This window comes from Methylobacterium sp. Leaf91, from assembly GCF_001422815.1.
In the GTDB taxonomy this organism is placed as follows: domain Bacteria; phylum Pseudomonadota; class Alphaproteobacteria; order Rhizobiales; family Beijerinckiaceae; genus Methylobacterium.
Window position 1 is genome coordinate 1 of sequence record NZ_LMMP01000011.1, and the last position, 22,371, is coordinate 22,371.

The window sequence follows — 22,371 nt, forward strand, 5'->3', positions numbered from 1 at the left end:
TCATCGTGGTCTTGCACGACGTGAACATGGCGGCCCGCACTGCAACATTGGCACGATTGGTCACGTYGACCACGGCAAGACGTCGCTGACGGCTGCGATCACGAAGGTCCTGGCGGAGTCGGGTGGCGCGACGTTCACGGCCTACGACCAGATCGACAAGGCCCCCGAGGAGAAGGCGCGCGGCATCACGATCTCGACGGCTCACGTCGAGTACGAGACGGCCAACCGTCACTACGCCCACGTCGATTGCCCCGGCCACGCCGATTACGTGAAGAACATGATCACGGGTGCCGCCCAGATGGACGGCGCGATCCTGGTCGTGTCGGCCGCCGACGGCCCGATGCCGCAGACCCGCGAGCACATCCTGCTCGCCCGTCAGGTCGGCGTGCCGGCGCTGGTGGTGTTCCTCAACAAGGTCGACCTCGTCGACGACGAGGAGCTCCTCGAGCTCGTCGAGATGGAGGTGCGCGAGCTCCTCTCCAAGTACGACTTCCCCGGCGACGACATCCCGATCACCAAGGGYTCGGCCAAGGTGGCTCTCGACAACGGCGACAAGGCCGTCGGCCATGACGCCGTGCTGGCCCTGATGGCGAGCGTGGATGCCTACATCCCGCAGCCGGAGCGTCCGATCGACAAGCCGTTCCTGATGCCGATCGAGGACGTGTTCTCGATCTCGGGCCGCGGCACCGTGGTGACGGGYCGYGTCGAGCGCGGCATCGTCAAGGTCGGCGAGACCGTRGAGATCGTCGGCATCCGCGACACCCAGACCACCACGGTCACGGGCGTCGAGATGTTCCGCAAGCTGCTCGACCAGGGCCAGGCCGGCGACAATGTCGGCGTGCTCCTGCGCGGCACCAAGCGYGARGACGTCGAGCGCGGCCAGGTCGTGTGCAAGCCGGGCTCGGTCAAGCCCCACACCAAGTTCAAGGCCGARGCCTACATCCTCACCAAGGAGGAGGGCGGYCGCCACACCCCGTTCTTCACCAACTACCGGCCCCAGTTCTACTTCCGCACCACCGACGTGACCGGTGTCTGCGAACTGCCCGAGGGCACCGAGATGGTGATGCCCGGTGACAGCGTCACCATGGACGTCACCCTCATCGTCCCCGTCGCCATGGAAGAGAAGCTCCGCTTCGCCATCCGTGAAGGCGGTCGCACCGTCGGCGCAGGCGTCGTCGCAGCCATCAACGANCACCCTCATCGTCCCCGTCGCCATGGAAGAGAAGCTCCGCTTCGCCATCCGTGAAGGCGGTCGCACCGTCGGCGCAGGCGTCGTCGCAGCCATCAACGATTAAGTTCGGTACGCTCAGTCTGCTGGGATCGACAGAGGGGCGGGTCCTCGCGCCCGCCCCTTATTAAGTCCCGCCAAGGTTTCAGGTCATGAACGGTCAGAATATCCGCATTCGCCTCAAGGCGTTCGATCATCGCATCCTCGATGCCTCGACCCGCGAGATCGTGTCGACGGCCAAGCGCACCGGCGCGACCATTCGTGGTCCGATCCCGCTGCCGACGCATATCGAGAAGTTCACCGTCAACCGCTCGCCGCACATCGACAAGAAGTCGCGCGAGCAGTTCGAGATGCGCACCCACAAGCGCGTCCTCGATATCGTTGATCCGACGCCGCAGACCGTGGACGCGCTGATGAAGCTCGACCTCGCCGCCGGCGTGGACGTGGAGATCAAGCTCTAAGTCCCGCGGGGATTTAGAGCTTACCGTAGAATCGCGCGAGGGAGACACCTATGCGCTCAGGCGTCATTGCACAGAAGGTCGGCATGACCCGCATCTTTACGGATGCTGGCGAACATGTCCCCGTGACAGTGCTTAAAATCGATCAATGTCAGGTGGTTGCCCACCGTACCGTCGAGAAGAACGGCTACGTCGCCCTTCAGGTCGGCGTCGGCAAGGCCAAGGTGAAGAACGTGTCGGCTGCCGAGCGCGGCCGGTTCGCGGTCGCCAAGGTCGAGCCCAAGCAGAAGCTCGCCGAGTTCCGCGTGTCCGAGGACGCGTTGATCCCGGTCGGCGCCGAGATCACCGCCGATCACTTCATCCCCGGCCAGTTCGTCGACGTGACGGGCACGACCACGGGTAAGGGCTTCGCCGGCGGTATGAAGCGCTGGAACTTCGGTGGTCTGCGCGCCACCCACGGCGTGTCCATCTCGCACCGTTCGATCGGTTCGACCGGTGGCCGCCAGGATCCGGGCAAGACCTTCAAGAACAAGAAGATGCCCGGTCACATGGGCGTCGACCGGGTCACGACCCAGAACCTGCGCGTCGTGCGCACGGATCCCGAGCGTGGCCTCATCCTCGTCGAAGGCGCCGTCCCCGGTGTCGCCGGCGGCTGGATCCAGATCCGCGACGCGGTGAAGCGCAAGCTCCCCGCCGACGTGCCGCAGCCCGGCAAGTTCCGTGAGAACGGTTCTTCCGCTGCTCCCGCCACCGAAGCTCCGGCTCCCGAGGCTCCCGCTTCCGAGGAGAACGCGTGATGAAGCTCGATATCACCACTCTCGACGGCGACGGCGCCGGGTCAATCGACCTGGACGAGACCATCTTCGGTCTCGAGCCCCGCGCCGACCTTCTCCAGCGCATGGTGCGCTGGCAGCTCGCCAAGCGTCAGGCCGGCACCCATGCGGTCAAGAACCGCTCGGACGTCAACCGGACGCGCAAGAAGCTGTACAAGCAGAAGGGCACCGGTAACGCTCGTCACGGCGCTGCCTCCGCTCCGCAGTTCCGCGGCGGTGGACGTGCCTTCGGCCCGGTCGTGCGCAGCCATGCCCATGACCTCCCGAAGAAGGTGCGTGCCCTCGCTCTTCGCCACGCCCTCTCGGCGAAGGTGAAGGCCGAGACCTTGATCATCGTGGACGACGTGACGCTCGCCGACGGCAAGACCCGGAACCTGGTCGAGCGCTTCGAGAAGATGGGCCTGTCCAGCGCGCTGATCATCAGCGGTGCTGAGGTCGACGTGAACTTCGGTCGCGCCGCCCGCAACATCCCGCAGATCGACGTCCTGCCGGTCCAGGGCATCAACGTCTACGACATCCTGCGTCGCGACAAGCTCGTGCTGACGCGCGCAGCGATCGATGCGCTGGAGGCGCGATTCAAATGAGTGCCGATCCGCGCCACTACGACATCATCGTCTCCCCGGTCATCACCGAGAAGGCGACGAACCTCACCGAACAGAACAAGGTCGTCTTCCGGGTCTCCCCGAAGGCTACCAAGCCGCAGATCAAAGAGGCGGTTGAGAAGCTGTTCGACGTCAAGGTCACGGGCGTGAACACGCTCGTCACCAAGGGTAAGAAGAAGATTTTCCGCGGGCTTCGCGGACAGCGTTCGGACGTGAAGAAAGCGATCGTGACCCTCGCCGAGGGTGAGACGATCGACGTCACGACCGGGCTCTGACACGAAAAGCGTTAGGATCAAGCCGATGGCCTTGAAGACATTCAAACCGGTCACGCCGAGCCTTCGCCAGCTCGTGCTCGTCGACCGCCGTGAGCTCTACAAGGGCAAGCCGGTCAAGAAGCTCACCGAGGGCAAGTCGTCCTCGGGCGGTCGCAACAACCTCGGTCGCATCACCGTCCGCTTCCGCGGCGGTGGTCACAAGCGCACCCTGCGCAACGTCGATTTCAAGCGGCGCGAGCAGCTCGGCGTCGCCGCGACGGTGGAGCGGATCGAGTACGATCCCAACCGTACGGCGTTCATCGCGCTTATCACCTATCCGGACGGCGTGCAGAGCTACATCCTGGCTCCCCAGCGTCTGTCGCCGGGCGACACGGTGATCGCGGCCGAACAGGTCGACGTGAAGCCGGGCAATGCCGGACCGGTCGGCAACATGCCGGTGGGGACGATCGTCCACAATATCGAGCTGAAGATCGGCAAGGGCGGCGCGATTGCCCGTTCCGCCGGCAACTACGCTCAGATCGTCGGGCGCGACCAGGGCTATGTCACGCTGCGCCTGAATTCGGGTGAGCAGCGCCTGGTTCACGGTCAGTGCTTCGCCAGCATCGGTGCGGTATCGAACCCGGACCACATGAACATCTCGCTCGGCAAAGCCGGTCGCAACCGCTGGCTCGGCAAGCGCCCGCACGTTCGCGGCGTTGCCATGAACCCGGTCGATCACCCGCACGGCGGTGGTGAGGGTCGTACCTCGGGCGGCCGTAATCCGGTCACGCCCTGGGGCGTGCCCACCAAGGGAAAGAAGACCCGCTCCAACAAGCGGACCGATGTCTTCATTCTCGCCAGCCGTCACAACCGCAAGAAGTAACCCTCATGGCACGCTCGCTCTGGAAGGGGCCGTTCATCGACGGCTACCTCCTCAAGAAGGCTGAGACCGCTCGCGGATCCAGCCGCAACGAAGTCATCAAGATCTGGAGCCGTCGCTCCACGATCCTGCCGCAGTTCGTCGGGCTCACCTTCGGTGTGCACAACGGACAGAAGCACATCCCGGTCTATGTGTCCGAGGAGATGGTCGGTCATAAGTTCGGCGAGTTCTCGCCGACCCGTACCTTCCACGGCCACGCAGCCGACAAGAAGGCGAAGAGGCGCTGAGATGGGCAAGCAAGCCACCCCCCGCGCGCTCCCCGAGAACGAAGCGAAGGCCGTCGCGCGCATGCTGCGCGTGAGCCCTCAGAAGCTCAATCTCGTTGCGCAACTCATCCGCGGTAAGAAGGTCGAGTCGGCTTTGGCCGACCTGGAATTCTCCCGCAAGCGGATCGCCCGCGAGGTCAAGAAGTGCCTCGAGAGCGCCATCGCCAATGCCGAGAACAACCATGACCTCGATGTCGACGATCTCGTCGTCTCCGAGGCCTTCGTCGGCAAGGCACTCGTGCTCAAGCGTTTCCATGCTCGTGCACGTGGCCGCGGCGCCCGCATCCTGAAGCCCTTCGCGAACCTCACCATCGTGGTGCGCGAAGTCCCGACCGCCGAAGCGGCGTGAGGAGGACCTGATGGGCCAGAAAGTCAATCCGATCGGTCTTCGGCTCGGTATCAACCGGACCTGGGACTCCCGCTGGTTCGCCCAGAAGGGTGAATACGCGAAGCTCATGCACGAGGACGTCGCCATCCGCGCCGCCCTCATGAAGCAGCTGAAACAGGCTGCCGTTTCCAAGATCGTCATCGAGCGTCCGCACCGGAAGTGCCGCGTCACCATTCACTCGGGTCGTCCCGGCGTGGTGATCGGCAAGAAGGGCGCGGATATCGAGAAGCTGCGCAAGCTCGTGGGCACCCTGACCAAGGCCGACGTGACGATCAACATCGTCGAGGTGCGCAAGCCCGAGATCGACGCCACTCTGGTGGCCGATTCGATCGCCCAGCAGCTCGAGCGCCGTGTCGCCTTCCGTCGTGCCATGAAGCGCGCCGTGCAGTCGGCCATGCGTCTCGGTGCCGAAGGCATCCGGATCAATTGCTCGGGTCGTCTCGGTGGCGCTGAGATCGCCCGTCAGGAATGGTACCGCGAAGGTCGCGTCCCGCTGCATACCCTGCGCGCGGATGTCGATTACGGCGTGGCGACCGCGTTCACGACCTACGGGACGTGCGGAATCAAGGTGTGGGTGTTCAAGGGCGAAATCCTCGAGCACGACCCGATGGCGCAGGACAAGCGCGCTCAGGAAGAAGGCGGCCGTTCGGGCGGACGTCGCGAGCGCGATGGCGAGGGTGGCCGCGAGCGCGGCCGGCGCGAACACGCTTAAAGCGTGATCGCGTACGCCCGTTAGCCATAGAAGGTGTTGAGAGGCTGCCATGTTGCAACCCAAGAAGACCAGGTTTCGTAAGCAGTTCAAGGGTCGCATCCACGGTGCGGCCAAGGGCGGCTTCGACCTCAATTTCGGGACCTTCGGCCTCAAGGCCGTGGAGCCCGAGCGCGTCACCGCACGTCAGATCGAGGCGGCCCGCCGCGCGATCACCCGTGAGATGAAGCGTCAGGGCCGTGTCTGGATCCGGATCTTCCCGGACGTCCCGGTCACGGCAAAGCCCACCGAAGTCCGCATGGGCTCCGGTAAGGGTGCACCCGAGTTCTGGGCTGCCCGCGTGCATCCCGGACGTATCATGTTCGAAGTCGACGGCGTCGCCGAGGACATCGCCAAAGAGGCTCTCCGCCTCGGTGCGGCGAAGCTCCCGATCCGCACGCGCGTCGTTCAGCGCATCGCTGACTAAGGGGAGGGGATCATGAAGTCGTCACAGAGACAGTCGGATCTGGCCGCCCTGTCGCCCGATCAGCTGAACGATGAGCTGCTGAACCTGAAGAAGGAGCAGTTCAACCTGCGCTTCCAGGGCGCCACCGGCCAGCTCGAGAACGTCGCCCGCGTCCGTGAGGTCCGTCGCGATATCGCCCGCGTTCGCACTCTCCAGCGTCAGAAGACGCTGAAGTCCGCGCAGGCCTGAGGAGTACACCATGCCGAAGCGCGTATTGCAGGGCGTCGTCGTCAGCGACAAGGGCGAGAAGACCATCGTCGTGAAGGTGGAGCGTCGCTTCACCCATCCGGTGATGAAGAAGACCGTCCGTCGTTCGAAGAACTACCACGCCCACGACGAGACGAACGTCGCCAAGGTCGGCCAGACCGTGTCGATCGAAGAGTGCCGTCCGTTCTCGAAGACCAAGACCTGGAAGCTCATCGAAGGTGGCGCTGCCACCGTGGAATCTCCTTCCGCCGAAGCGTGAGACCGGTGCAGTGTCGTTAAAGCGGGCGCAGTTTCTGCGCCCGCTTTTTTGCGTCTTATGCCGACCCACGAAGAACGCGCGAATCAGCGAGACGCATGGCCCTCTGTCGGTCGCACCTAACGGCCGATGAAGCGTAATCGGAACAATCGGCTTCGACCGCGAACACCTGTTCAGTTCCGCCGAGCGTTCGGTTCCATCATTCAACGCGTACCACTGACGGCGCCCGTCAGGATGGCTGTCGGCGTCGGAGACGGCCGCTCGGGCACTTTCACGAAGACCCGGCCTGGATTGCTGTCTGCAGCACAGCTGCGCGTCTTTGCTCTTGCGCAGCGCTTCCCTCTCTAGTATTAGGCCGTCCTTCGCGACATGCAAAAGGGTGTTCGCACCCTGGACCGCGGTGACCGCGCCGGTGTTGAGAAACGCCGAATGCGCGGTCCTTCTATATGAGCCGGGGACATCAGATCCCCATCAGACGTCGTCCGCCGGACAATACCGTCCGTGTGCGGAAACCCGTCTGAAACAAGGAAAGGTCACTCTCGTGATCCAGATGCAGACGAATCTGGACGTCGCCGACAATTCTGGTGCGCGTCGCGTGATGTGCATCAAGGTTCTCGGCGGGTCGAAGCGCAAGTATGCCGGTGTCGGCGATATCATCGTCGTCTCGGTGAAGGAGGCCATTCCCCGCGGCCGCGTGAAGAAGGGCGACGTCATGAAGGCCGTCGTCGTTCGCACCGCCAAGGAAGTGAAGCGCGCCGACGGATCCGTGATCCGGTTCGACAAGAACGCCGCTGTCCTGATCAACAATCAGAAAGAGCCGATCGGCACCCGTATCTTCGGACCCGTGCCGCGCGAGTTGCGCGCCCGGAACCACATGAAGATCATCTCGCTCGCTCCGGAGGTGCTGTGATGGCTGCCAAGGTCAAGAAGGGCGACAAGGTCGTCATTCTCACCGGTCGCGACAAAGGTCGCTCCGGCGAGGTCATCCAGGTGATGCCGAAGGAAGACCGTGCGCTCGTGCGCGGGGTCAATCTGGTTAAGAAGCACCAGAAGCAGACGCAGAACCAGGAAGGCGGCATCATCTCCAAGGAAGCCGCGATTCATCTGTCCAACATCGCGATCGCCGACCCGAAAGACGGTCAGCCGACGCGCGTTGGTTTCCGCATTCTCGACGACGGCCGCAAGGTCCGGTTCGCCAAGCGCTCGGGGGATCTGATCGATGGCTGAGAAGAACAACGACGCGTACACCCCTCGTCTGCGCAAGCACTACGATGAGGTCGTCCGCCAGAAGCTGATCGAAGAGTTCGGCTATAAGAACCCCATGCAGGTTCCGGTCATCGAGAAGATCGTGATCAACATGGGCGTCGGCGAGTCCACCGCCGATTCCAAGAAGGCCTCCATCGCAGCCGGCGACCTTGCGCTGATCGCCGGCCAGAAGCCGGTCATCACCAAGGCCCGCAAGGCCATCGCGACCTTCAAGGTCCGCGAAGGCATGCCGATCGGCTGCAAGGTCACGCTGCGCAAGCACCGGATGTACGAATTCATGGACCGCCTGATCACCATCGCGCTTCCGCGCGTTCGTGACTTTCGCGGCCTGAACCCCCGTTCGTTCGACGGCAACGGCAACTACGCGTTGGGCCTCAAGGAGCACCTGGTGTTCCCGGAGATCTCCTACGACAAGGCCGATGCCACCTGGGGCATGGACATCGTGATCCAGACATCGGCCCGTACCGATGCCGAGGCACGTGCGCTCCTCTCGCAATTCCGATTCCCGTTCCGGCAGTAAGTGCTGAAAAGCGCTTAGACGCGGACACTGGAGAGAGACATGGCAAAGAAAAGCTCAGTCGAGAAGAATAATCACCGCAAGGAACTGGTGAAGCGGTTCGCCGCCAAGCGTAAGGCCCTCCTTGCGACCGCCAATAACGAAAGCCTCGAGATGGAGGAGCGCTTCGAAGCTCGCCTCAAGCTCGCGGAACTGCCCCGCAACTCGTCGGCGACCCGTGTCCGCAATCGTTGCGGCATGACGGGACGTCCCCGCGCCTTCTACCGCAAGATGGGCATCTCGCGTGTGGCGCTTCGGGAACTTGGCAACCGGGGTCTCATTCCCGGTCTGGTCAAGTCGAGCTGGTAAGGAGCAGGCACCATGGTCAACGATCCCGTGGGTGATATGCTCACCCGCATCCGCAACGGCCAGATGCGCCGCCGCAACGTCGTTCAGACACCCGGCTCGCGTCTCCGTGCAAGCGTTCTCGACGTCCTCAAGGCTGAGGGCTACATCCGCGATTACGCAACGACCGATTTCGGCAACGGCCGTACCGAGTTCTCGATCGAGCTCAAGTACTATGACGGCCAGCCCGTCATCCGCTCGATCCAGCGCGTTTCGAAGCCCGGCCGCCGCGTCTATTCGGCCGTGAGCGAACTTCCCCGCGTCGCCGACGGCCTCGGCGTCACCATCGTGTCCACCCCGCAGGGCGTCATGGCCGACCACGAGGCGCGTGAGCGCAACGTTGGCGGCGAAGTGCTCTGCAAGGTGTTCTGATCTCGGACTTGGAGGAAAGGCTATGTCTCGCGTAGGCAAGAAGCCCGTTCCCGTCCCGTCCGGTGTGACGGCCACGGTGACCGGTCAAACGGTGAAGATGAAGGGCTCCAAGGGCGAGCTCCAGTATATCGTCCCCAACGTGGTGGACGTGAAGTTCGAGGACGGCGCCGTCTCGGTGCTGCCCAAGAACCAGACCAAGGAGGCCCGCTCGCTGTGGGGCACCTCCCGGGCCCAGGTGGCGAACCTCGTCGAGGGCGTCTCCAAGGGTTTCGAGAAGAAGCTCGAGATCACCGGCGTCGGCTATCGTGCCGCCATGGCCGGCAAGGCCCTCAAGCTCTCCCTCGGCTACAGCCACGACATCGAGTACGAGATCCCCGTCGGGATCACGATCGCGGTGCCCAAGCCCACCGAGATCGTCATCTCCGGCATCGACCGGCAGGTGGTGGGACAGGTGGCAGCCGAGATTCGCGACTATCGTGGTCCCGAGCCCTACAAGGGCAAGGGCGTGCGGTACGCGGGTGAGTTCATCTTCCGCAAGGAAGGCAAGAAGAAGTAAGGGCCGGCCATCATGTCACGCAAAATCGATGCACTCGACCGCCGCAAGGCGCGTGTGCGCCGCGCGCTGCGGGCGGCGGCGAATGGACGGCCCCGGCTTTCGGTGTTCCGTTCCTCCAAGCAGATCTACGTCCAGGTCATCGACGACGCCGAGGGCAAGACCCTCGCCGCCGCCTCGACCCTCGACAAGGATCTCCGCTCGGGCCTGAAGACCGGTGCCGATACGGCAGCGGCCGCGGCCGTCGGCAAGCTCGTCGCCGAGCGCGCCAAGGCTGCCGGAGTCACCAAGGTGATCTTCGACCGTTCGGGCTACATCTATCACGGGCGCGTCAAGGCGCTCGCCGACGCCGCCCGTGAGGGTGGCCTCGAGTTCTAAGACCAGGCGGGGAGGGGCGGCGCAGGCCGTCCCTCGGACAAGCTATCAAGCGAGCGGGCTCCGCCGCCCGCGTCAGTGAGACAGGATTCAAACATGGCACGTGAACGGGAAGGCGGGGGCCGCGGCCGCCGCGATGAGCGCGAGGAGCGCGACAGCGAATTCGTGGACAAGCTCGTCCACATCAACCGCGTCGCCAAGGTGGTGAAGGGTGGTCGTCGCTTCGGCTTCGCTGCTCTCGTCGTCGTCGGCGACCAGAAGGGTCGCGTCGGCTTCGGCCACGGTAAGGCGCGTGAAGTGCCTGAGGCGATCCGCAAGGCAACGGAAGCTGCCAAGCGCGGTCTCGTCCGCGTCGCTCTGCGCGAAGGTCGTACCCTTCACCACGACGTCTACGGACGTCACGGTGCGGGTAAGGTCATTCTCCGCGCTGCGCCGCAGGGTACCGGCATCATCGCCGGCGGTCCGATGCGCGCCGTCTTCGAGACGCTGGGCATGCAGGACGTCGTGGCGAAGTCGCTCGGTTCGTCGAACCCCTACAACCTCGTCCGCGCCACCTTCGAGGCGCTGAAGAACGAGGACAGCCCGCGCGCCGTCGCGGCCCGTCGGGGTCTCAAGGTGTCGACGCTTCAGGCTCGCCGTCGCGATGCCGATCCGTCGGACCTGTCCGAAGCCGCAGTCGCTTAAGGGGAGGGTGCAATGGCAACAAAGACTCTCCGCGTCGAGCAGATCGGCTCGCCGATCCGCCGCGAGGGCGACCAGCGTGCGACGCTGATCGGCCTTAAGCTCAACAAGCTGCACCGGGTCGCTACGCTGGAGGATACCCCCTCCGTGCGCGGCATGATCCGCAAGGTGCATCACCTCGTGCGCGTCCTCGACGACGCGGCCTGAGGGAGGGCATCATGAAACTGAACGAAATCCACGATAACGACGGCGCAACCAAGAACCGGATGCGCGTCGGCCGGGGCATCGGCTCCGGCAAGGGCAAGACCGCTGGTCGCGGCGTCAAGGGTCAGAAGGCCCGTACCGGTGTCTCGATCAAGGGCTTCGAGGGCGGTCAGATGCCGCTTCACCGTCGCCTGCCCAAGCGCGGCTTCAACAACCTGTACTCCACGGACCTGAACGAGGTGAACCTCGGACGCGTCCAGCAGGCTGTCGACGCCGGCCGTCTCGATGCTTCCGCCGTGGTCACGGTGGAGACCCTCGTCGCCGCCGGCATCATCGCCCGTCCCCGTGACGGCGTGAAGCTGCTCGGCGTCGGCGAACTGACCGCGAAGCTCTCCTTCGAGGTCACCCGCGCTTCTAAGTCGGCCGTCGAGGCTGTCGAGAAGATCGGCGGTTCGGTGAACGTCGCTTACGGTGCCGGCATCTCCACCCGCGGCAAGCCGTCCGCGGAGTAAGTCTTCCGACGCCGCTGTTGCGTAGCGTCGGAGCAGACTTTAAGTCGAAGCTCTGAGCGGCGGCCCGTGCGACCTGCGCGTGGCCGCCGTTTCAGTTTGTTCGGGGGTCCTTCAATCCCCCATCTGGATCGATCTCAGGAACCGGTGCCATGGCCTCAGCCGCCGAGCAGCTTGCCGCGAACCTCAATTTCGGGGCCATCGCCAAGGCCGACGAGCTCAAGAAGCGGATCTGGTTCACGCTGGGTGCGCTCGTCGTGTTCCGGCTTGGCACCTACATCCCGATTCCCGGTATCGACCCCGAGCAATTCGCGCGGAACTTCCAGCAGCAGGCCGGTGGCGTGCTCGGCTTGTTCAACATGTTCTCCGGCGGTGCCGTCGAGCGCATGGCGATCTTCGCGCTCAACATCATGCCGTACATCTCGGCCTCCATCATCATTCAGCTTCTCACCTCGGTGATCCCGAGCCTCGAATCGCTGAAGAAAGAGGGTGAGTCCGGCCGGAAGGTCATCAACCAATATACCCGCTACCTAACGGTCGTGCTGGCACTGGTTCAGAGCTGGGGCATCGCCTTCGGCTTGCAGAGTTCGAGCGCCGCGATCGATCCGGGACCGTTCTTCATCCTGTCCACGGTGATCACGCTCACGGGCGGAACGCTGTTCCTGATGTGGATCGGCGAGCAGATCACATCACGCGGCATCGGTAACGGGTCGTCGCTCATCATCTTCGCCGGCATCGTCGCGCATCTGCCCACCGCCATCGTGGGAGCGCTCGAGCTGAGCCGGACCGGTGCGCTGTCCGCCGCCGTCATCCTCGGCGTCGGCTTTGCCGCCATCGCCCTCGTCTACTTCATCGTGTTCATGGAGCGGGCTCAGCGCCGGCTCCTGATCAACTACCCCAAGCGCCAGGTTGGTAACCGCATGTACGAGGGTCAGACCTCGTTCCTGCCGCTGAAGCTGAACACGGCCGGCGTGATCCCGCCGATCTTCGCCTCGTCGCTGCTGCTGCTTCCCGCCACCGTGGCGAGCTTCTCGGCCAATAACGGCGGCACCGGCGTGCTGGCGACGATCACCACCTATCTCGGCCATGGCCGGCCGCTCTACATGGTTCTCTACGCGGCGCTGATCATCTTCTTCGCGTTCTTCTACACGGCGGTGGTCTTCAACCCGCAGGAGACGGCAGACAATTTGAAGAAGCAGGGCGGCTTCATTCCCGGCATTCGTCCGGGCGAGCGCACGGCGACGTTCATCGACAAGGTTCTGACGCGCATCACGTTGATCGGCGCGCTGTATTTGACCTTTGTCTGCCTTGTGCCGGAGATCCTGGCCTCCTACGCATCGGCGAGCCTCGGGTTCGGCGGTACCTCGCTCCTCATCGTCGTTTCCGTGACGATGGATACGGTGGCGCAGGTCCACGGCCATCTGATGGCCCACCAGTATGAGGGCCTCGTGAAGAAGGCGAAGCTGCGCGGCGCCACGCGCCGTCGCTGAAGCCGGCTCGACGAGCTCGATCGATCGGGGCGATGCCGGTCCAGGCATCGCCTCTCTACGCCCATGATGCCCGAACCATAACGCCCGATGCGGCCACCGGACGAGGACAACGACGCTATGCGGATCATTCTTCTCGGACCACCTGGTGCCGGTAAGGGAACCCAGTCGGCCCGAATCGTCGAGCGTTTCGGCATTCCGCAGCTTTCCACGGGCGACATGCTGCGCGCTGCGGTAGCAGCAGGCACTCCTGTCGGCCTCGAAGCGAAGTCGATCATGGAGAGCGGCGGCCTGGTCCCGGATTCCGTGGTGGTGGGGATCGTCGCCGACCGGATCGAAGAGGCCGATGCGCGCCCGGGCTTCATTCTCGACGGTTTCCCCCGCACGGTGGAGCAGGCAGCTGCCCTCGACAGGATGCTGGCCGACAAGAACCTGTCCCTCGATGCCGTGATCGAATTCGCGGTGAACGAGGAAATCCTCGTGGGCCGCATTGCCAAGCGGGCCGCCGAGACCGCTGCTCGTGGAGAGCCGGTGCGGAAGGACGACACCCCCGACGTGTTCAAGACCCGCCTCGCCGCCTTCCGGGCACAGACCGCGCCGCTCTCGGCTTATTATTCGAGCCTCGGCATGCTCCGGACCATCGACGGGATGAATCCCGTCGATGAGGTCACGAGCGAAGTGATGGCCGTGCTCGAACCGTTGGCCAGCGCGACCGCCTCCTGAATTTACCGTCCGGTGGACGTTGACAAGATCGGCGGTCCGCGCTAGCAGGCCGTTATTCGTCCATACGCAATGGGTCTGGAGTGTCTCGGTTCAAGAGACGCTGCGGGCCGATTTGTCGTTATGGGCGGCGCGCAGGGGCCGGCCTCCACCGGACGCGCGTGACACAGCAGGGCCGGACCGCAGCGTCCGAGCGCCCGATGGAGTAGACCTTGGCCCGTATCGCAGGCGTCAACATCCCGACCAACAAGCGCGTCGTCATCGCGCTCCAGTATATTCACGGCATCGGCGCGAAGAAGGCCGAAGAGATCACCGGCAAGGTCGGCATTCCCGCCGAGCGCCGCGTGAACCAGCTGACCGACGCCGAAGTGCTGTCGATCCGCGAGACGATCGACCGCGATTACATCGTGGAGGGCGATCTGCGCCGCGAAGTGTCGATGAACATCAAGCGCCTGATGGATCTCGGCTGCTACCGCGGCCTCCGTCACCGCCGCAATCTGCCCGTCCGCGGTCAGCGTACGCATACCAATGCGCGCACCCGCAAGGGCAAGTCGAAGCCGATCGCCGGCAAGAAGAAGTAATTTTTCGAGATTGGGAGGCGGCGCTTCGCTCTGCCTCCCTTTTATCGCGCCGGGTGGCCCGCTATCGGCAGCCCGTATGGCGGCACGGTCATCCAGAGCCGCGCTGCCAGCACCGCAAAAATCCCGAGCGCCTGGAATGACGGGCGCGCCTGAAGGACGAGACGAGAGACAATGGCTAAGGAAGCAACCCGCATTCGCCGCCGCGAACGCAAGAACATCGTGTCGGGCGTTGCCCATGTGAACGCCTCGTTCAACAACACGATGATCACCATCACCGACGCGCAGGGCAACACCATCTCCTGGTCGTCCGCTGGCGCAATGGGCTTCAAGGGTTCGCGTAAGTCGACCCCTTACGCCGCCCAGGTCGCCGCCGAAGACGCCGCCCGCAAGGCTTCCGAGCACGGCATGCGCACGCTCGAGGTCGAGGTGTCCGGTCCCGGTTCGGGCCGTGAATCCGCTCTTCGCGCACTGCAGGCCGCCGGCTTCACCGTCACCTCGATCCGCGACGTGACGTCGATCCCGCATAACGGCTGCCGTCCGCGCAAGCGTCGTCGCGTCTAAGACGATTCGTCGATCTGCCCTTGGGTTTGAAAGCGGAGAAGCGTGTGTCCGATGCCGTGAAGGCGCTCCCCGGCGTGTTGCGCTGGAGCCTTGGCGATCTGACCGTCACCGTTCTGAATGACGGTTACCTTCAAGGCTCCCTCGATCTCGTCACAGGGATCGGGGCGGACGAGGCCGGCTCGCTTCAGGCGGCCGGCTTTCGCGCGCAAGCCCCTCGGATCACGCTGAACGCCTATCTGATCGAAGCGCCCGGTCGGAAGCCTATCCTCATCGATTCGGGGATGGGCCATTTCGGTGGCGATACGCTCGGTCGGGTCCCCGCGGCGCTTGCCGCTACGGGTATCCGCCCGGACGATATCGAGACGGTGCTGCTCACGCATCTTCACCCCGACCATGCCGGTGGCTTGATCCATGAGGATGGGTCGGCCGCCTATGCCAATGCGGAACTCGTCCTTCATCAGGCCGAAGCCGCTCATTGGCTGGCGGACGATGCGATCTCGCGGGCTGCCGAGGGGGCCCGCCCGTATTTCGAGAACGCCCAGAAGGCGGTGGCGCCGTATTCCGGTCGCGTGCGGACGATGACTGGCGGTGAGGTCCTTCCGGGCATCACGGCGGTCGCCCTGCCGGGGCATACGCCGGGCCATACGGGTTTTCGTATCGTGTCGGGCTCGGCATCGCTTCTGATGTGGGCCGACATCATCCATCTGCCGGCGATCCAGTTCAAACGTCCGGAGGCCACGATGGTCTTCGACGTCGATCCGGACGAGGCGAGGGCGGTGCGCGAGCGGATGCTGGACGAAGTCTCGAGCGAGAGAACCTTCGTCACCGGTGGACATCTGGAGTTTCCGGCGCTGGGCTACGTGGCGCGGGATGGAGGGGCTTACAGCTTCGTCCCGGAACTTTGGGTCGCGGCCCACTAACCGCCCGCCGCTTCGCGGGCACATGTTTTTCGAGACCGAGCCGTGCAAGGCGATGCGCGGGAAGGGCTCAGGGACCGACCACGTCAGTGGCTCGTGTCGGAATTGCGAGAGGTAGGACCGTGGTCATACAGAAGAACTGGCAAGAGCTCATCAAGCCGAACAAGCTCCAGGTTTCGACCGGGCACGACCCCAAGCGGGTCGCCACCGTCGTCGCCGAGCCCCTCGAGCGCGGCTTCGGCACCACCCTCGGCAACTCCCTTCGCCGGGTCCTGCTGTCGTCGCTCCAGGGCGCGGCCGTGACCTCGGTCCAGATCGACGGCGTTCTCCACGAGTTCTCGTCGATCCCCGGCGTGCGTGAGGACGTGACCGACATCGTCCTCAACATCAAGACCATCGCGATCCGGTCTCAGACGGAAGCCCCCAAGCGCCTGACGCTGCGCAAGACCGGCCCCGGCACCGTGACCGCCGGCGATATCGCCGCCGTTGGCGACATCCAGATCCTCAATCCCGACCTCGTCATCTGCACCCTCGATGACGGCGCCGAGATCCGGATGGAATTCACCGTCGCCACCGGCAAGGGCTACGTCCCGGCCGAGCGCAACCGTCCGGAGGATGCCCCTATCGGCCTCATCCCGGTCGATGCGCTGTTCTCGCCCGTCACCAAGGTGTCCTACCGCATCGAGACCACCCGCGAGGGCCAGGATCTCGACAAGGACAAGCTGACGATGACGATCGAGACCAACGGCGCCGTGTCGCCGGAAGATGCGCTGGCTTATGCCGCTCGCATCATCCAGGACCAGCTCCAGGTGTTCGTGAACTTCGAGGAGCCCCGCAAGGAAGAGGCGCAGCCGCTCGCGCCGCAGCTCCCCTTCAACCCGGCCCTGCTCAAGAAGGTCGACGAGCTCGAACTGTCGGTGCGTTCGGCGAACTGCCTGAAGAACGACAACATCGTCTATATCGGCGACCTCATCCAGAAGTCGGAGGGCGAGATGCTGCGCACCCCGAATTTCGGCCGCAAGTCGCTGAACGAGATCAAGGAAGTGCTGGCCGCGATGGGTCTGCATCTCGGCATGGACATCCCCGGCTGGCCGCCGGAGAACATCGAAGACCTCGCCAAGCGCTTCGAAGAGCACTACTAGCCGACATACGACGTCATTCCGGGGCTGCGCAGCAGAGCCCGGAATGACGCGGCGAATGAGGCGGGCCGGGTTCGGCAAGCTTCCCAGCAAACAGAATCCCGCCGCGGGGTCATGCGGAATGAACAGCCCCGATCATGGGGCGCTCGGCCGTACCGTGGCACGGCGGCCAGATAAGCAAGGAACAGCCAAATGCGTCATGGATTTCGCGGTCGTCGCTTCAACCGCACTACCGAACACCGCAAGGCGATGTTCGCCAACATGTCCGCCGCGCTGATCAAGCACGAGCAGATCATCACCACGCTTCCGAAGGCCAAGGATCTGCGTCCGGTCATCGAAAAGCTGATCACCCTCGGCAAGATCGACAGCCTGCATACGCGCCGCCTCGCCATGTCGCAGATCCGCGACGAGGCCATGGTCCGCAAGCTCTTCGCCGTCCTCGGCCCGCGCTACAATGCGCGTCCGGGCGGCTACTGCCGCATCATGAAGGCCGGCTTCCGTTACGGCGACAATGCTCCGCTCGCCGTGATCGAGTTCGTCGATCGCGATGTCGATGCCCGCGGCCTGGATTCGGGTCCGTCGCAGGTCTCCGACGCGGCGTAAGCCTCAGCTTCACCCATCAGACGACGAAAAGGCGGCCGAGAGGCCGCCTTTTTTCATGATCTCTACGGGATGGGAATATCGGTGCCCCGCCCCCCATGACCCGCAGCGAGTCTCGGGGGAGGGGACGTGTTGATCTCACGCGTCTGCGACGAGCATCCCGGAGACCAGTGCCGCCAGGTCGGCCGAATCGAAGGGCTTCCGCAGAACAGGCAGATCGTCGGGGATCGGGATCGCCTCCGCATGTCCGGTGACGATGAGGATGGGAACGTCGGACCAGCGCCGCCTTACGATTTCCGCAAGTTCGACACCCGTCATCCCCGGCATGGCGAGATCCGCCACGATGAGATCGAACGAGGCGCGCTCCAGCAAGGCGACCGCCGCCGCCCCGTCGGCCGCCTCGGTCTCGGTGTAACCGAACGTGCTGAGGAAGGACGCGGTGACGTGGCGGACCTCGGCATCGTCATCCACCACGAGGATGCGCGCCGGGCTCGCGGCCCCCATGGCCGCCACGGCGGCGCGCTGGGTCTTTTCCTCTGCCGCCTCCGCACGGGGGAGAAACAGATCGACCCGCGTGCCCTTGCCCACGTCGCTCGTGATCCGAAGCTTGCCCTGCGATTGTTGGGTCAGCCCGAACACCATCGCGAGGCCGAGCCCGGTGCCCTGTCCGATCGACTTGGTGGTGAAGAACGGTTCGCAGACCCGCGCCAGGATCTCGGGTGGAATCCCCATCCCCGTATCGCTGATCGCCACGGTCACGTAGTCGCCCGCCGCCAAGTCGGGGTCGTCGGTCACTCGCGCCGCACCCGTGGCGATGGAGATCGTTCCACCCTCCGGCATGGCGTCACGCGCGTTGATGCAGAGGTTGAGAATGGCGAGTTCCAGCTGATCGGGATCGACGATGGCCGCCGGATGCAGGGCGTCGAGATTGGTCGTCACCGTGACGAGCCCGCCTAGGCTGCCCTTGAGCAATACGTCCATTCCGGCGACGAGGGCATTCACGTCGACCGAGCGAGGGCGCAGGTCGCGCGCGCGGCTGAAGCTGAGAAGCCGCTTCGTCAGGGATGCGCCGCGTTGCGCGGCCTGTGCCGCGTTGGTGACGAGGCGCTGGACCCTTGGCTGGTCGACGATCTTGGGGCCCACGAGTTCGAGGCTGCCGAGGATCGCCGTGAGGAGATTGTTGAAGTCATGCGCGATCCCGCCGGCGAGGGTGCCGAGCGCCTGCATCTTGTCCGACTGGCGGAGTCGTGCCTCGAGATTCTTCTGTTCGGTCACGTCCCGTTCGATCGTCGCCAGATGGGTGATGGCGCCGGCGGCACCGCGAATCGGCACGCGGGTGACATGGCTCCACCGCTCCGCCCCGACCGGGCCTTCAGCGGACACGGTCTCTGAAATACTCCCGCTCGCGATGGCGGCGCGGTCGGCGTCACGCGTGGTACTCTCGCCGCTGGGCGTGCCTTCGATCTCGTCCCTGGTGCGTCCGAGGCATTCGGCGACGGTGTGGCCGAGACGACTGGCCTTCCGCGCGTTGAGACGAATGAATCGTCCCTCCACGTCCTTGAAGGCGATGGCGTCTTCCGCGTTGTCGAGGAGCCCGAGCAGGAGGGCGCGCTCGGTGGCGAGGTCGCGGGCGAGGCTGTGCCGTTCGAAGGCCTGGCGGACGGTGGAGCGCAGCAGGACGGGGTCCCACGGCTTCGTGACGTAGCCGGTGATGCCTCCCCGGTTGAGCGCGGCGATGACGGCGCTCATATCGGCATAGCCGGTGAGGAGGATCGCCTGTGCGTCGTGGAAGCCCCGTGCCTCGGCCAGCATGGCGTCGCCGGTAATGCCCGGCATCCGCTGGTCGGACAGGATCACGGCGATGTCCGGTCTCGCCCGGAGAATGTCGAGCGCTTCCGACGGCTTCGTCGTGGTGATGACGGTGTAGTCGTCCTCGAACAGGTCTTCGAGGGCAATCAGGATATCCGGCTCGTCATCGACGGCGAGAATCGTGCCTTTGGCCATGTCTACGCTGCCTGCCGCGGAATGCCGATCACGAAACAGGCTCCCCCCCCTTCGGCCGTCTCCACGCTAAGCGAGCCGCTATGCGCTTGAACCACGCTATACGCAATCGCAAGACCTAGCCCCGTGCCCGAACCGACGGGTTTCGTCGTGAAGAAGGGCTCGAATATCTTTTCCCGCAGGGTTTCGGGAATACCGGGCCCGGTATCGCTGATGCGGATCACGTCCGTCTCGGGCAATTCCTGGGTGACGATGGAGATGGTGCCGGATTCCGGCATGGCATCGGCGGCATTGCCGAGGATGTTCATGACGACCTGATTGAGGAGGGCGGGGGTGCAATGGATCTCGGGTCTGCCCGAGAAGTCGCGTTCGACGGTAATCCGTGTCCCGAGCTTGTGCTGGATCAGTGCCAGCACCGTCTCGATCGATTCGGGTACGTTGACGAGGGTGCGCTCACCTTCATCGAGCCGCGAGAACTTGCGCAGGTTCAGGACGAGATCCTGGATGCGCGTGAGGCCCAGGCGCATGGAGCCGACACGGTCGCGGCACTTGGCGAGCGACCGGTGCGACGCGAGTTCCGCCTCGGAATCCGCGATCTCGCCGAGCAGGCGCTCGACCGTGCCCTGATGCGCGAGGATGAAGGCGAGGGGATTGTTGATCTCATGGGCGATGCCGGCGACGAGCTCGCCGAGGGACGCCATCTTGGCGGCCTGGACCAGCTTGGCCTGGGCATCCGTGAGCTTGCGGTTGGCGGTGGCGAGATCCTGGTTGGCCTGTTCGAGGGCACCCGCCAGGGCGGCACGCGCCTCGGCCGCCTCGGCCTCGGCACGCGCGCGTTCGAGGGCGCGCTCGCGAGCGCCGAACTCGCCGGCGATGCGGCGGTCGTCTTCTTCCAGAAGCTTGCGCCGGACCAGGCCCCTGACGCGGATGACGAGGACTTCGCCATCGGCCTTCGAGACCACGTCGTCGGCCCCCGCAGCGTAGGCTTCCACCAAGAAATCCTTGGACGGCGCGCTGCCGGCGATGCCGACGAGGTGGAACGTCGGCGCTCCCGCCTCCCGCGCCTCGATCCCGGCCGCCCGGCGGCGGTCGATGGCCCTGCATAAGGCGAGGCCGTCATAGGCGGGGCCGAGGAGGTCGATGGTCACGCAATCGAAGGCCGCATCGGCCTCGTCGAGGGCGGCGAGCGCAGAATCGTGGGTGGCGGCGGTACGGACCTCATGGCCCTCATGCGCCAGGAGGCCGGCGAGGAAGGTGCGGTAGGTCGCACTGCCATCGACCACCAGAACGCGTCCGCGCCGGAACGCCGACACGCCGGGCCCGTCGCCGGGGGCGCTACCGCCATGACGCTCGCGCAGGAGGGCACGGATGCGCAGGATCAGGATATCCCGGTCGGCGGATTTCGCCACATAGGCGTCGGCACCACTCTCCAGCCCCTGGCGTTCGCCATCGCGGGCGCCCGTGAGCATCAGCAGGGGGAGGGCGCGGGTACGGAGCGACAGGCGCAGCTGGCGGGTGAACTCGTCGCCGTTCATTCCCGGCAGGTGGTGGTCGGCCACGACGAGGTCGGGCAGGCGGGTATTGAGATGGTCGAGGGCCATTTCGGCCGTGGGACAGCGCTCCACCGAAAAGCCGTGGCTCTCCAGGAGCAGCCGCAGTTCCAGCGCCTGCGTCTCGGAATCTTCCACCAGCAGGATGCGAGGCCGGGGTGCAGCCTCGTCGGGTATGCCGGTCCCGCTCATGCGAAGGGGTCCGCCGCGGCGAGGCCCGGGAGAGCGAGCCGGACGAGATGGGGCGCGACCCGGTCGAGCGGGAGGATCGCGGAGGCTCCCGAAAGGCGGATCGCCGCCGCCGGCATGCCGAACACCACCGCGGTGCTCTCGTGTTCGGCGACGGTCTGGGCGCCGGCCTGGCGCATGGCCAGAAGGCCGGTGGCGCCATCCTCGCCCATGCCGGTGAGGAGCACGCCGATGCCGCGCGCGCCGGCATGGCGGGCCACCGAAGCGAACATGACGGTGGCAGCCGGGCGTTGGCCACCCACGGGCGCAGCATCCAGGAGGCGGAGGTTTCCGCCGGGCGCCCATTCGAGGTGCCTGTCGCCCGGTGCCACGTAGACATGGCCCGGCTCGGCCCGCTCGCCATCGGCGGCGAGCCTCACCGGCAGGGAGACGACGCCGTTCAGCCAGGAAGCGAAGCCTTCCATGAAGGCCGCCCCCATATGCTGGACCACGAGGATCGGGAGCGGAAACCCATCAGGCAATCCACCGATGACGCGGGCGAGGGCGGGTGGGCCGCCGGTGGAGGCGGCGATGGCCAGAACGCTCGCGGCGTCCGAGGCGGCCGGGGGCGCGGCGAAGTCCGACGGCGACAGTGCGGCCGCCCGGCGTCCGGCCCATTCCGAGCCGATCGGCCGGCGACGGATCACCGGCACCTCGGCCATGATGCGCAGCTGCGTGCAGATCTCGGTGGAAACGGCGTCGTAGCCGGCATTGGTCGTCGCCACCGGCTTTTCGACGACGGAGAGCGCACCGGCGCGCAGCGCGTTCATGGAGATGCGCAGGGAGGAATCCTCCACCGAATCGGCGATGACCACGATCGGCGTCGGCCGCTCGGCCATGATCCGGCGCGTGGTCTCCAGCCCGTCGATACCGGGGAGGCGGATATCCATCGAGATGACGTCGGGGCGGGCAGTGGAGAGTGCCGCGAGCGCCTCTTCGCCGGAGGCGACCGCCGCCACCACTTCCAGGCGCGGATCGCGGCCGACGATGTGGCGCAACAGTTCCCGCACCACGAGGGAATCCTCCACCAGCATCACGCGCAGGCGGGCGCCCTGTCTCGTGATCTGAGACGCCTCGACG

Annotated in this window: 33 protein-coding genes; 30 read left to right on the forward strand and 3 right to left on the reverse strand. The window is 65.2% G+C overall.

Features of this window, described 5'->3' with window-relative positions; translation table 11 throughout:
- From tuf to rplQ, 30 genes are all read left to right on the forward strand, one after another.
- The coding region (gene tuf, locus ASF32_RS10145) for an elongation factor Tu (RefSeq protein ID WP_280136555.1) at positions 1-1,191 on the forward strand (1,191 nt) is incomplete at both ends.
- Between the two features lie 23 nt (positions 1,192-1,214).
- The gene (locus tag ASF32_RS24475) at positions 1,215-1,295 is read left to right on the forward strand and encodes a hypothetical protein (RefSeq protein ID WP_082477544.1); all 81 of its coding nucleotides are present in this window, start codon (positions 1,215-1,217) and stop codon (positions 1,293-1,295) included.
- A gap of 85 nt (positions 1,296-1,380) precedes the next feature.
- The gene (gene rpsJ, locus ASF32_RS10150; RefSeq protein ID WP_018044230.1) at positions 1,381-1,689 is read left to right on the forward strand and encodes a 30S ribosomal protein S10; all 309 of its coding nucleotides are present in this window, start codon (positions 1,381-1,383) and stop codon (positions 1,687-1,689) included.
- A 50-nt stretch (positions 1,690-1,739) separates the two neighbouring features.
- Positions 1,740-2,483, forward strand: coding sequence for a 50S ribosomal protein L3 (gene rplC, locus ASF32_RS10155; RefSeq protein WP_018044229.1), 744 nt, complete (start codon positions 1,740-1,742; stop codon positions 2,481-2,483).
- Complete coding sequence (gene rplD, locus ASF32_RS10160; RefSeq protein WP_027172970.1) at positions 2,483-3,103, forward strand: 50S ribosomal protein L4; 621 nt, start codon at positions 2,483-2,485, stop codon at positions 3,101-3,103. The genes rplC and rplD overlap by 1 nt, the downstream gene beginning before the upstream one ends.
- Entirely contained in the window at positions 3,100-3,396 is a 297-nt protein-coding gene (locus ASF32_RS10165; protein WP_018044227.1) for a 50S ribosomal protein L23, read from the forward strand. Before rplD ends, ASF32_RS10165 begins: the two co-directional genes overlap by 4 nt.
- A 25-nt stretch (positions 3,397-3,421) precedes the next feature.
- Positions 3,422-4,258, forward strand: a complete 837-nt coding sequence (rplB, locus tag ASF32_RS10170; RefSeq protein ID WP_056427361.1) for a 50S ribosomal protein L2 — start codon at positions 3,422-3,424, stop codon at positions 4,256-4,258.
- 5 nt (positions 4,259-4,263) lie between these two features.
- The gene (gene rpsS, locus ASF32_RS10175; RefSeq protein ID WP_018044225.1) at positions 4,264-4,542 is read left to right on the forward strand and encodes a 30S ribosomal protein S19; all 279 of its coding nucleotides are present in this window, start codon (positions 4,264-4,266) and stop codon (positions 4,540-4,542) included.
- A 1-nt stretch (position 4,543) separates the two neighbouring features.
- Positions 4,544-4,930, forward strand: a complete 387-nt coding sequence (rplV, locus tag ASF32_RS10180) for a 50S ribosomal protein L22 (protein WP_018044224.1) — start codon at positions 4,544-4,546, stop codon at positions 4,928-4,930.
- Positions 4,931-4,940: 10 nt separating this feature from the next.
- A complete protein-coding gene (rpsC, locus tag ASF32_RS10185; RefSeq protein ID WP_018044223.1) occupies positions 4,941-5,681 on the forward strand; it encodes a 30S ribosomal protein S3 in 741 nt (246 codons plus the stop codon).
- A 49-nt stretch (positions 5,682-5,730) separates the two neighbouring features.
- Positions 5,731-6,144 carry a 50S ribosomal protein L16 gene (gene rplP / locus ASF32_RS10190; RefSeq protein WP_056251136.1) on the forward strand — a complete coding sequence of 138 codons (414 nt, stop codon included), beginning with the start codon at positions 5,731-5,733 and terminating at the stop codon, positions 6,142-6,144.
- A 12-nt stretch (positions 6,145-6,156) separates the two neighbouring features.
- Positions 6,157-6,372 carry a 50S ribosomal protein L29 gene (gene rpmC, locus ASF32_RS10195; protein WP_018044221.1) on the forward strand — a complete coding sequence of 72 codons (216 nt, stop codon included), beginning with the start codon at positions 6,157-6,159 and terminating at the stop codon, positions 6,370-6,372.
- A gap of 10 nt (positions 6,373-6,382) precedes the next feature.
- Positions 6,383-6,649, forward strand: coding sequence for a 30S ribosomal protein S17 (gene rpsQ / locus ASF32_RS10200; protein WP_056427364.1), 267 nt, complete (start codon positions 6,383-6,385; stop codon positions 6,647-6,649).
- Positions 6,650-7,187: 538 nt separating this feature from the next.
- Entirely contained in the window at positions 7,188-7,556 is a 369-nt protein-coding gene (gene rplN, locus ASF32_RS10205; protein WP_018044219.1) for a 50S ribosomal protein L14, read from the forward strand.
- Positions 7,556-7,873 (forward strand): 50S ribosomal protein L24, encoded by a 318-nt coding sequence (gene rplX / locus ASF32_RS10210; protein WP_018044218.1) that lies wholly within the window; start codon positions 7,556-7,558, stop codon positions 7,871-7,873. Before rplN ends, rplX begins: the two co-directional genes overlap by 1 nt.
- Positions 7,866-8,432: a 50S ribosomal protein L5 gene (gene rplE / locus ASF32_RS10215; RefSeq protein ID WP_056427367.1), complete on the forward strand. Its 567-nt coding sequence runs from the start codon at positions 7,866-7,868 to the stop codon at positions 8,430-8,432. Before rplX ends, rplE begins: the two co-directional genes overlap by 8 nt.
- 39 nt (positions 8,433-8,471) lie before the next feature.
- On the forward strand, positions 8,472-8,777 hold the full coding sequence (gene rpsN / locus ASF32_RS10220; protein WP_056427370.1) for a 30S ribosomal protein S14: 306 nt from the start codon (positions 8,472-8,474) through the stop codon (positions 8,775-8,777).
- 12 nt (positions 8,778-8,789) lie between these two features.
- Entirely contained in the window at positions 8,790-9,185 is a 396-nt protein-coding gene (gene rpsH, locus ASF32_RS10225) for a 30S ribosomal protein S8 (RefSeq protein ID WP_056427374.1), read from the forward strand.
- Between the two features lie 22 nt (positions 9,186-9,207).
- Complete coding sequence (gene rplF / locus ASF32_RS10230) at positions 9,208-9,741, forward strand: 50S ribosomal protein L6 (protein WP_056427377.1); 534 nt, start codon at positions 9,208-9,210, stop codon at positions 9,739-9,741.
- A 12-nt stretch (positions 9,742-9,753) separates the two neighbouring features.
- Positions 9,754-10,116 (forward strand): 50S ribosomal protein L18, encoded by a 363-nt coding sequence (rplR, locus tag ASF32_RS10235; protein ID WP_018044213.1) that lies wholly within the window; start codon positions 9,754-9,756, stop codon positions 10,114-10,116.
- Between the two features lie 93 nt (positions 10,117-10,209).
- Positions 10,210-10,797: a 30S ribosomal protein S5 gene (rpsE, locus tag ASF32_RS10240; RefSeq protein ID WP_018044212.1), complete on the forward strand. Its 588-nt coding sequence runs from the start codon at positions 10,210-10,212 to the stop codon at positions 10,795-10,797.
- A 12-nt stretch (positions 10,798-10,809) separates the two neighbouring features.
- Positions 10,810-11,001, forward strand: coding sequence for a 50S ribosomal protein L30 (gene rpmD / locus ASF32_RS10245; protein WP_018044211.1), 192 nt, complete (start codon positions 10,810-10,812; stop codon positions 10,999-11,001).
- An 11-nt stretch (positions 11,002-11,012) separates the two neighbouring features.
- Complete coding sequence (gene rplO, locus ASF32_RS10250) at positions 11,013-11,510, forward strand: 50S ribosomal protein L15 (RefSeq protein ID WP_056427380.1); 498 nt, start codon at positions 11,013-11,015, stop codon at positions 11,508-11,510.
- A gap of 149 nt (positions 11,511-11,659) precedes the next feature.
- Positions 11,660-12,997: a preprotein translocase subunit SecY gene (secY, locus tag ASF32_RS10255; RefSeq protein ID WP_056427383.1), complete on the forward strand. Its 1,338-nt coding sequence runs from the start codon at positions 11,660-11,662 to the stop codon at positions 12,995-12,997.
- A gap of 117 nt (positions 12,998-13,114) precedes the next feature.
- A complete protein-coding gene (locus ASF32_RS10260; RefSeq protein WP_056427687.1) occupies positions 13,115-13,717 on the forward strand; it encodes an adenylate kinase in 603 nt (200 codons plus the stop codon).
- A 209-nt stretch (positions 13,718-13,926) separates the two neighbouring features.
- A complete protein-coding gene (gene rpsM, locus ASF32_RS10265) occupies positions 13,927-14,295 on the forward strand; it encodes a 30S ribosomal protein S13 (RefSeq protein WP_018044207.1) in 369 nt (122 codons plus the stop codon).
- A 171-nt stretch (positions 14,296-14,466) separates the two neighbouring features.
- The gene (rpsK, locus tag ASF32_RS10270) at positions 14,467-14,856 is read left to right on the forward strand and encodes a 30S ribosomal protein S11 (protein ID WP_018044206.1); all 390 of its coding nucleotides are present in this window, start codon (positions 14,467-14,469) and stop codon (positions 14,854-14,856) included.
- A 44-nt stretch (positions 14,857-14,900) separates the two neighbouring features.
- Entirely contained in the window at positions 14,901-15,776 is an 876-nt protein-coding gene (locus ASF32_RS10275) for an MBL fold metallo-hydrolase (RefSeq protein ID WP_056427691.1), read from the forward strand.
- A 101-nt stretch (positions 15,777-15,877) separates the two neighbouring features.
- Entirely contained in the window at positions 15,878-16,915 is a 1,038-nt protein-coding gene (locus tag ASF32_RS10280; protein WP_200919091.1) for a DNA-directed RNA polymerase subunit alpha, read from the forward strand.
- Between the two features lie 189 nt (positions 16,916-17,104).
- Positions 17,105-17,515, forward strand: a complete 411-nt coding sequence (rplQ, locus tag ASF32_RS10285; RefSeq protein WP_018044203.1) for a 50S ribosomal protein L17 — start codon at positions 17,105-17,107, stop codon at positions 17,513-17,515.
- A gap of 135 nt (positions 17,516-17,650) precedes the next feature.
- On the opposite strand, the gene ASF32_RS10290 is transcribed toward rplQ, so the two are convergent.
- The 3 genes from ASF32_RS10290 to cheB are packed head-to-tail and all read right to left on the reverse strand — an operon-like array spanning position 17,651 to position 22,325.
- Positions 17,651-19,516, reverse strand: a complete 1,866-nt coding sequence (locus tag ASF32_RS10290) for a response regulator (RefSeq protein ID WP_056427386.1) — start codon at positions 19,514-19,516, stop codon at positions 17,651-17,653.
- A 2-nt stretch (positions 19,517-19,518) separates the two neighbouring features.
- Positions 19,519-21,255, reverse strand: coding sequence for a response regulator (locus ASF32_RS10295; RefSeq protein ID WP_056427392.1), 1,737 nt, complete (start codon positions 21,253-21,255; stop codon positions 19,519-19,521).
- The gene (gene cheB, locus ASF32_RS10300; protein WP_056427695.1) at positions 21,252-22,325 is read right to left on the reverse strand and encodes a chemotaxis-specific protein-glutamate methyltransferase CheB; all 1,074 of its coding nucleotides are present in this window, start codon (positions 22,323-22,325) and stop codon (positions 21,252-21,254) included. The genes ASF32_RS10295 and cheB overlap by 4 nt, the downstream gene beginning before the upstream one ends.
- Between the last annotated feature and the right edge of the window lie 46 nt (positions 22,326-22,371).

Excerpts from the sequence above, each read along its gene's own strand:
- ASF32_RS24475 (WP_082477544.1), top strand. The coding sequence starts at position 1,215 with ATGGAAGAGAAGCTCCGCTTCGCCATCCGTGAAGGCGGTCGCACCGTC.
- rpsS (WP_018044225.1), top strand. The coding sequence starts at position 4,264 with ATGGCACGCTCGCTCTGGAAGGGGCCGTTCATCGACGGCTACCTCCTC.
- rpmC (WP_018044221.1), top strand. The coding sequence starts at position 6,157 with ATGAAGTCGTCACAGAGACAGTCGGATCTGGCCGCCCTGTCGCCCGAT.
- rplB (WP_056427361.1), top strand. The coding sequence starts at position 3,422 with ATGGCCTTGAAGACATTCAAACCGGTCACGCCGAGCCTTCGCCAGCTC.
- rplE (WP_056427367.1), top strand. The coding sequence starts at position 7,866 with ATGGCTGAGAAGAACAACGACGCGTACACCCCTCGTCTGCGCAAGCAC.
- rplO (WP_056427380.1), top strand. The coding sequence starts at position 11,013 with ATGAAACTGAACGAAATCCACGATAACGACGGCGCAACCAAGAACCGG.
- rpsJ (WP_018044230.1), top strand. The coding sequence starts at position 1,381 with ATGAACGGTCAGAATATCCGCATTCGCCTCAAGGCGTTCGATCATCGC.
- ASF32_RS10165 (WP_018044227.1), top strand. The coding sequence starts at position 3,100 with ATGAGTGCCGATCCGCGCCACTACGACATCATCGTCTCCCCGGTCATC.
- rplQ (WP_018044203.1), top strand. The coding sequence starts at position 17,105 with ATGCGTCATGGATTTCGCGGTCGTCGCTTCAACCGCACTACCGAACAC.
- rpsK (WP_018044206.1), top strand. The coding sequence starts at position 14,467 with ATGGCTAAGGAAGCAACCCGCATTCGCCGCCGCGAACGCAAGAACATC.
- secY (WP_056427383.1), top strand. The coding sequence starts at position 11,660 with ATGGCCTCAGCCGCCGAGCAGCTTGCCGCGAACCTCAATTTCGGGGCC.
- rpmD (WP_018044211.1), top strand. The coding sequence starts at position 10,810 with ATGGCAACAAAGACTCTCCGCGTCGAGCAGATCGGCTCGCCGATCCGC.
- rplC (WP_018044229.1), top strand. The coding sequence starts at position 1,740 with ATGCGCTCAGGCGTCATTGCACAGAAGGTCGGCATGACCCGCATCTTT.
- rplD (WP_027172970.1), top strand. The coding sequence starts at position 2,483 with ATGAAGCTCGATATCACCACTCTCGACGGCGACGGCGCCGGGTCAATC.
- rpsC (WP_018044223.1), top strand. The coding sequence starts at position 4,941 with ATGGGCCAGAAAGTCAATCCGATCGGTCTTCGGCTCGGTATCAACCGG.
- rpsQ (WP_056427364.1), top strand. The coding sequence starts at position 6,383 with ATGCCGAAGCGCGTATTGCAGGGCGTCGTCGTCAGCGACAAGGGCGAG.
- cheB (WP_056427695.1), bottom strand. The coding sequence starts at position 22,325 with ATGCTGGTGGAGGATTCCCTCGTGGTGCGGGAACTGTTGCGCCACATC.
- rplR (WP_018044213.1), top strand. The coding sequence starts at position 9,754 with ATGTCACGCAAAATCGATGCACTCGACCGCCGCAAGGCGCGTGTGCGC.
- rpsH (WP_056427374.1), top strand. The coding sequence starts at position 8,790 with ATGGTCAACGATCCCGTGGGTGATATGCTCACCCGCATCCGCAACGGC.
- rplX (WP_018044218.1), top strand. The coding sequence starts at position 7,556 with ATGGCTGCCAAGGTCAAGAAGGGCGACAAGGTCGTCATTCTCACCGGT.
- rplF (WP_056427377.1), top strand. The coding sequence starts at position 9,208 with ATGTCTCGCGTAGGCAAGAAGCCCGTTCCCGTCCCGTCCGGTGTGACG.
- ASF32_RS10290 (WP_056427386.1), bottom strand. The coding sequence starts at position 19,516 with ATGGCCAAAGGCACGATTCTCGCCGTCGATGACGAGCCGGATATCCTG.
- rpsE (WP_018044212.1), top strand. The coding sequence starts at position 10,210 with ATGGCACGTGAACGGGAAGGCGGGGGCCGCGGCCGCCGCGATGAGCGC.
- rpsN (WP_056427370.1), top strand. The coding sequence starts at position 8,472 with ATGGCAAAGAAAAGCTCAGTCGAGAAGAATAATCACCGCAAGGAACTG.
- rplV (WP_018044224.1), top strand. The coding sequence starts at position 4,544 with ATGGGCAAGCAAGCCACCCCCCGCGCGCTCCCCGAGAACGAAGCGAAG.
- rplP (WP_056251136.1), top strand. The coding sequence starts at position 5,731 with ATGTTGCAACCCAAGAAGACCAGGTTTCGTAAGCAGTTCAAGGGTCGC.
- ASF32_RS10295 (WP_056427392.1), bottom strand. The coding sequence starts at position 21,255 with ATGAGCGGGACCGGCATACCCGACGAGGCTGCACCCCGGCCTCGCATC.
- ASF32_RS10260 (WP_056427687.1), top strand. The coding sequence starts at position 13,115 with ATGCGGATCATTCTTCTCGGACCACCTGGTGCCGGTAAGGGAACCCAG.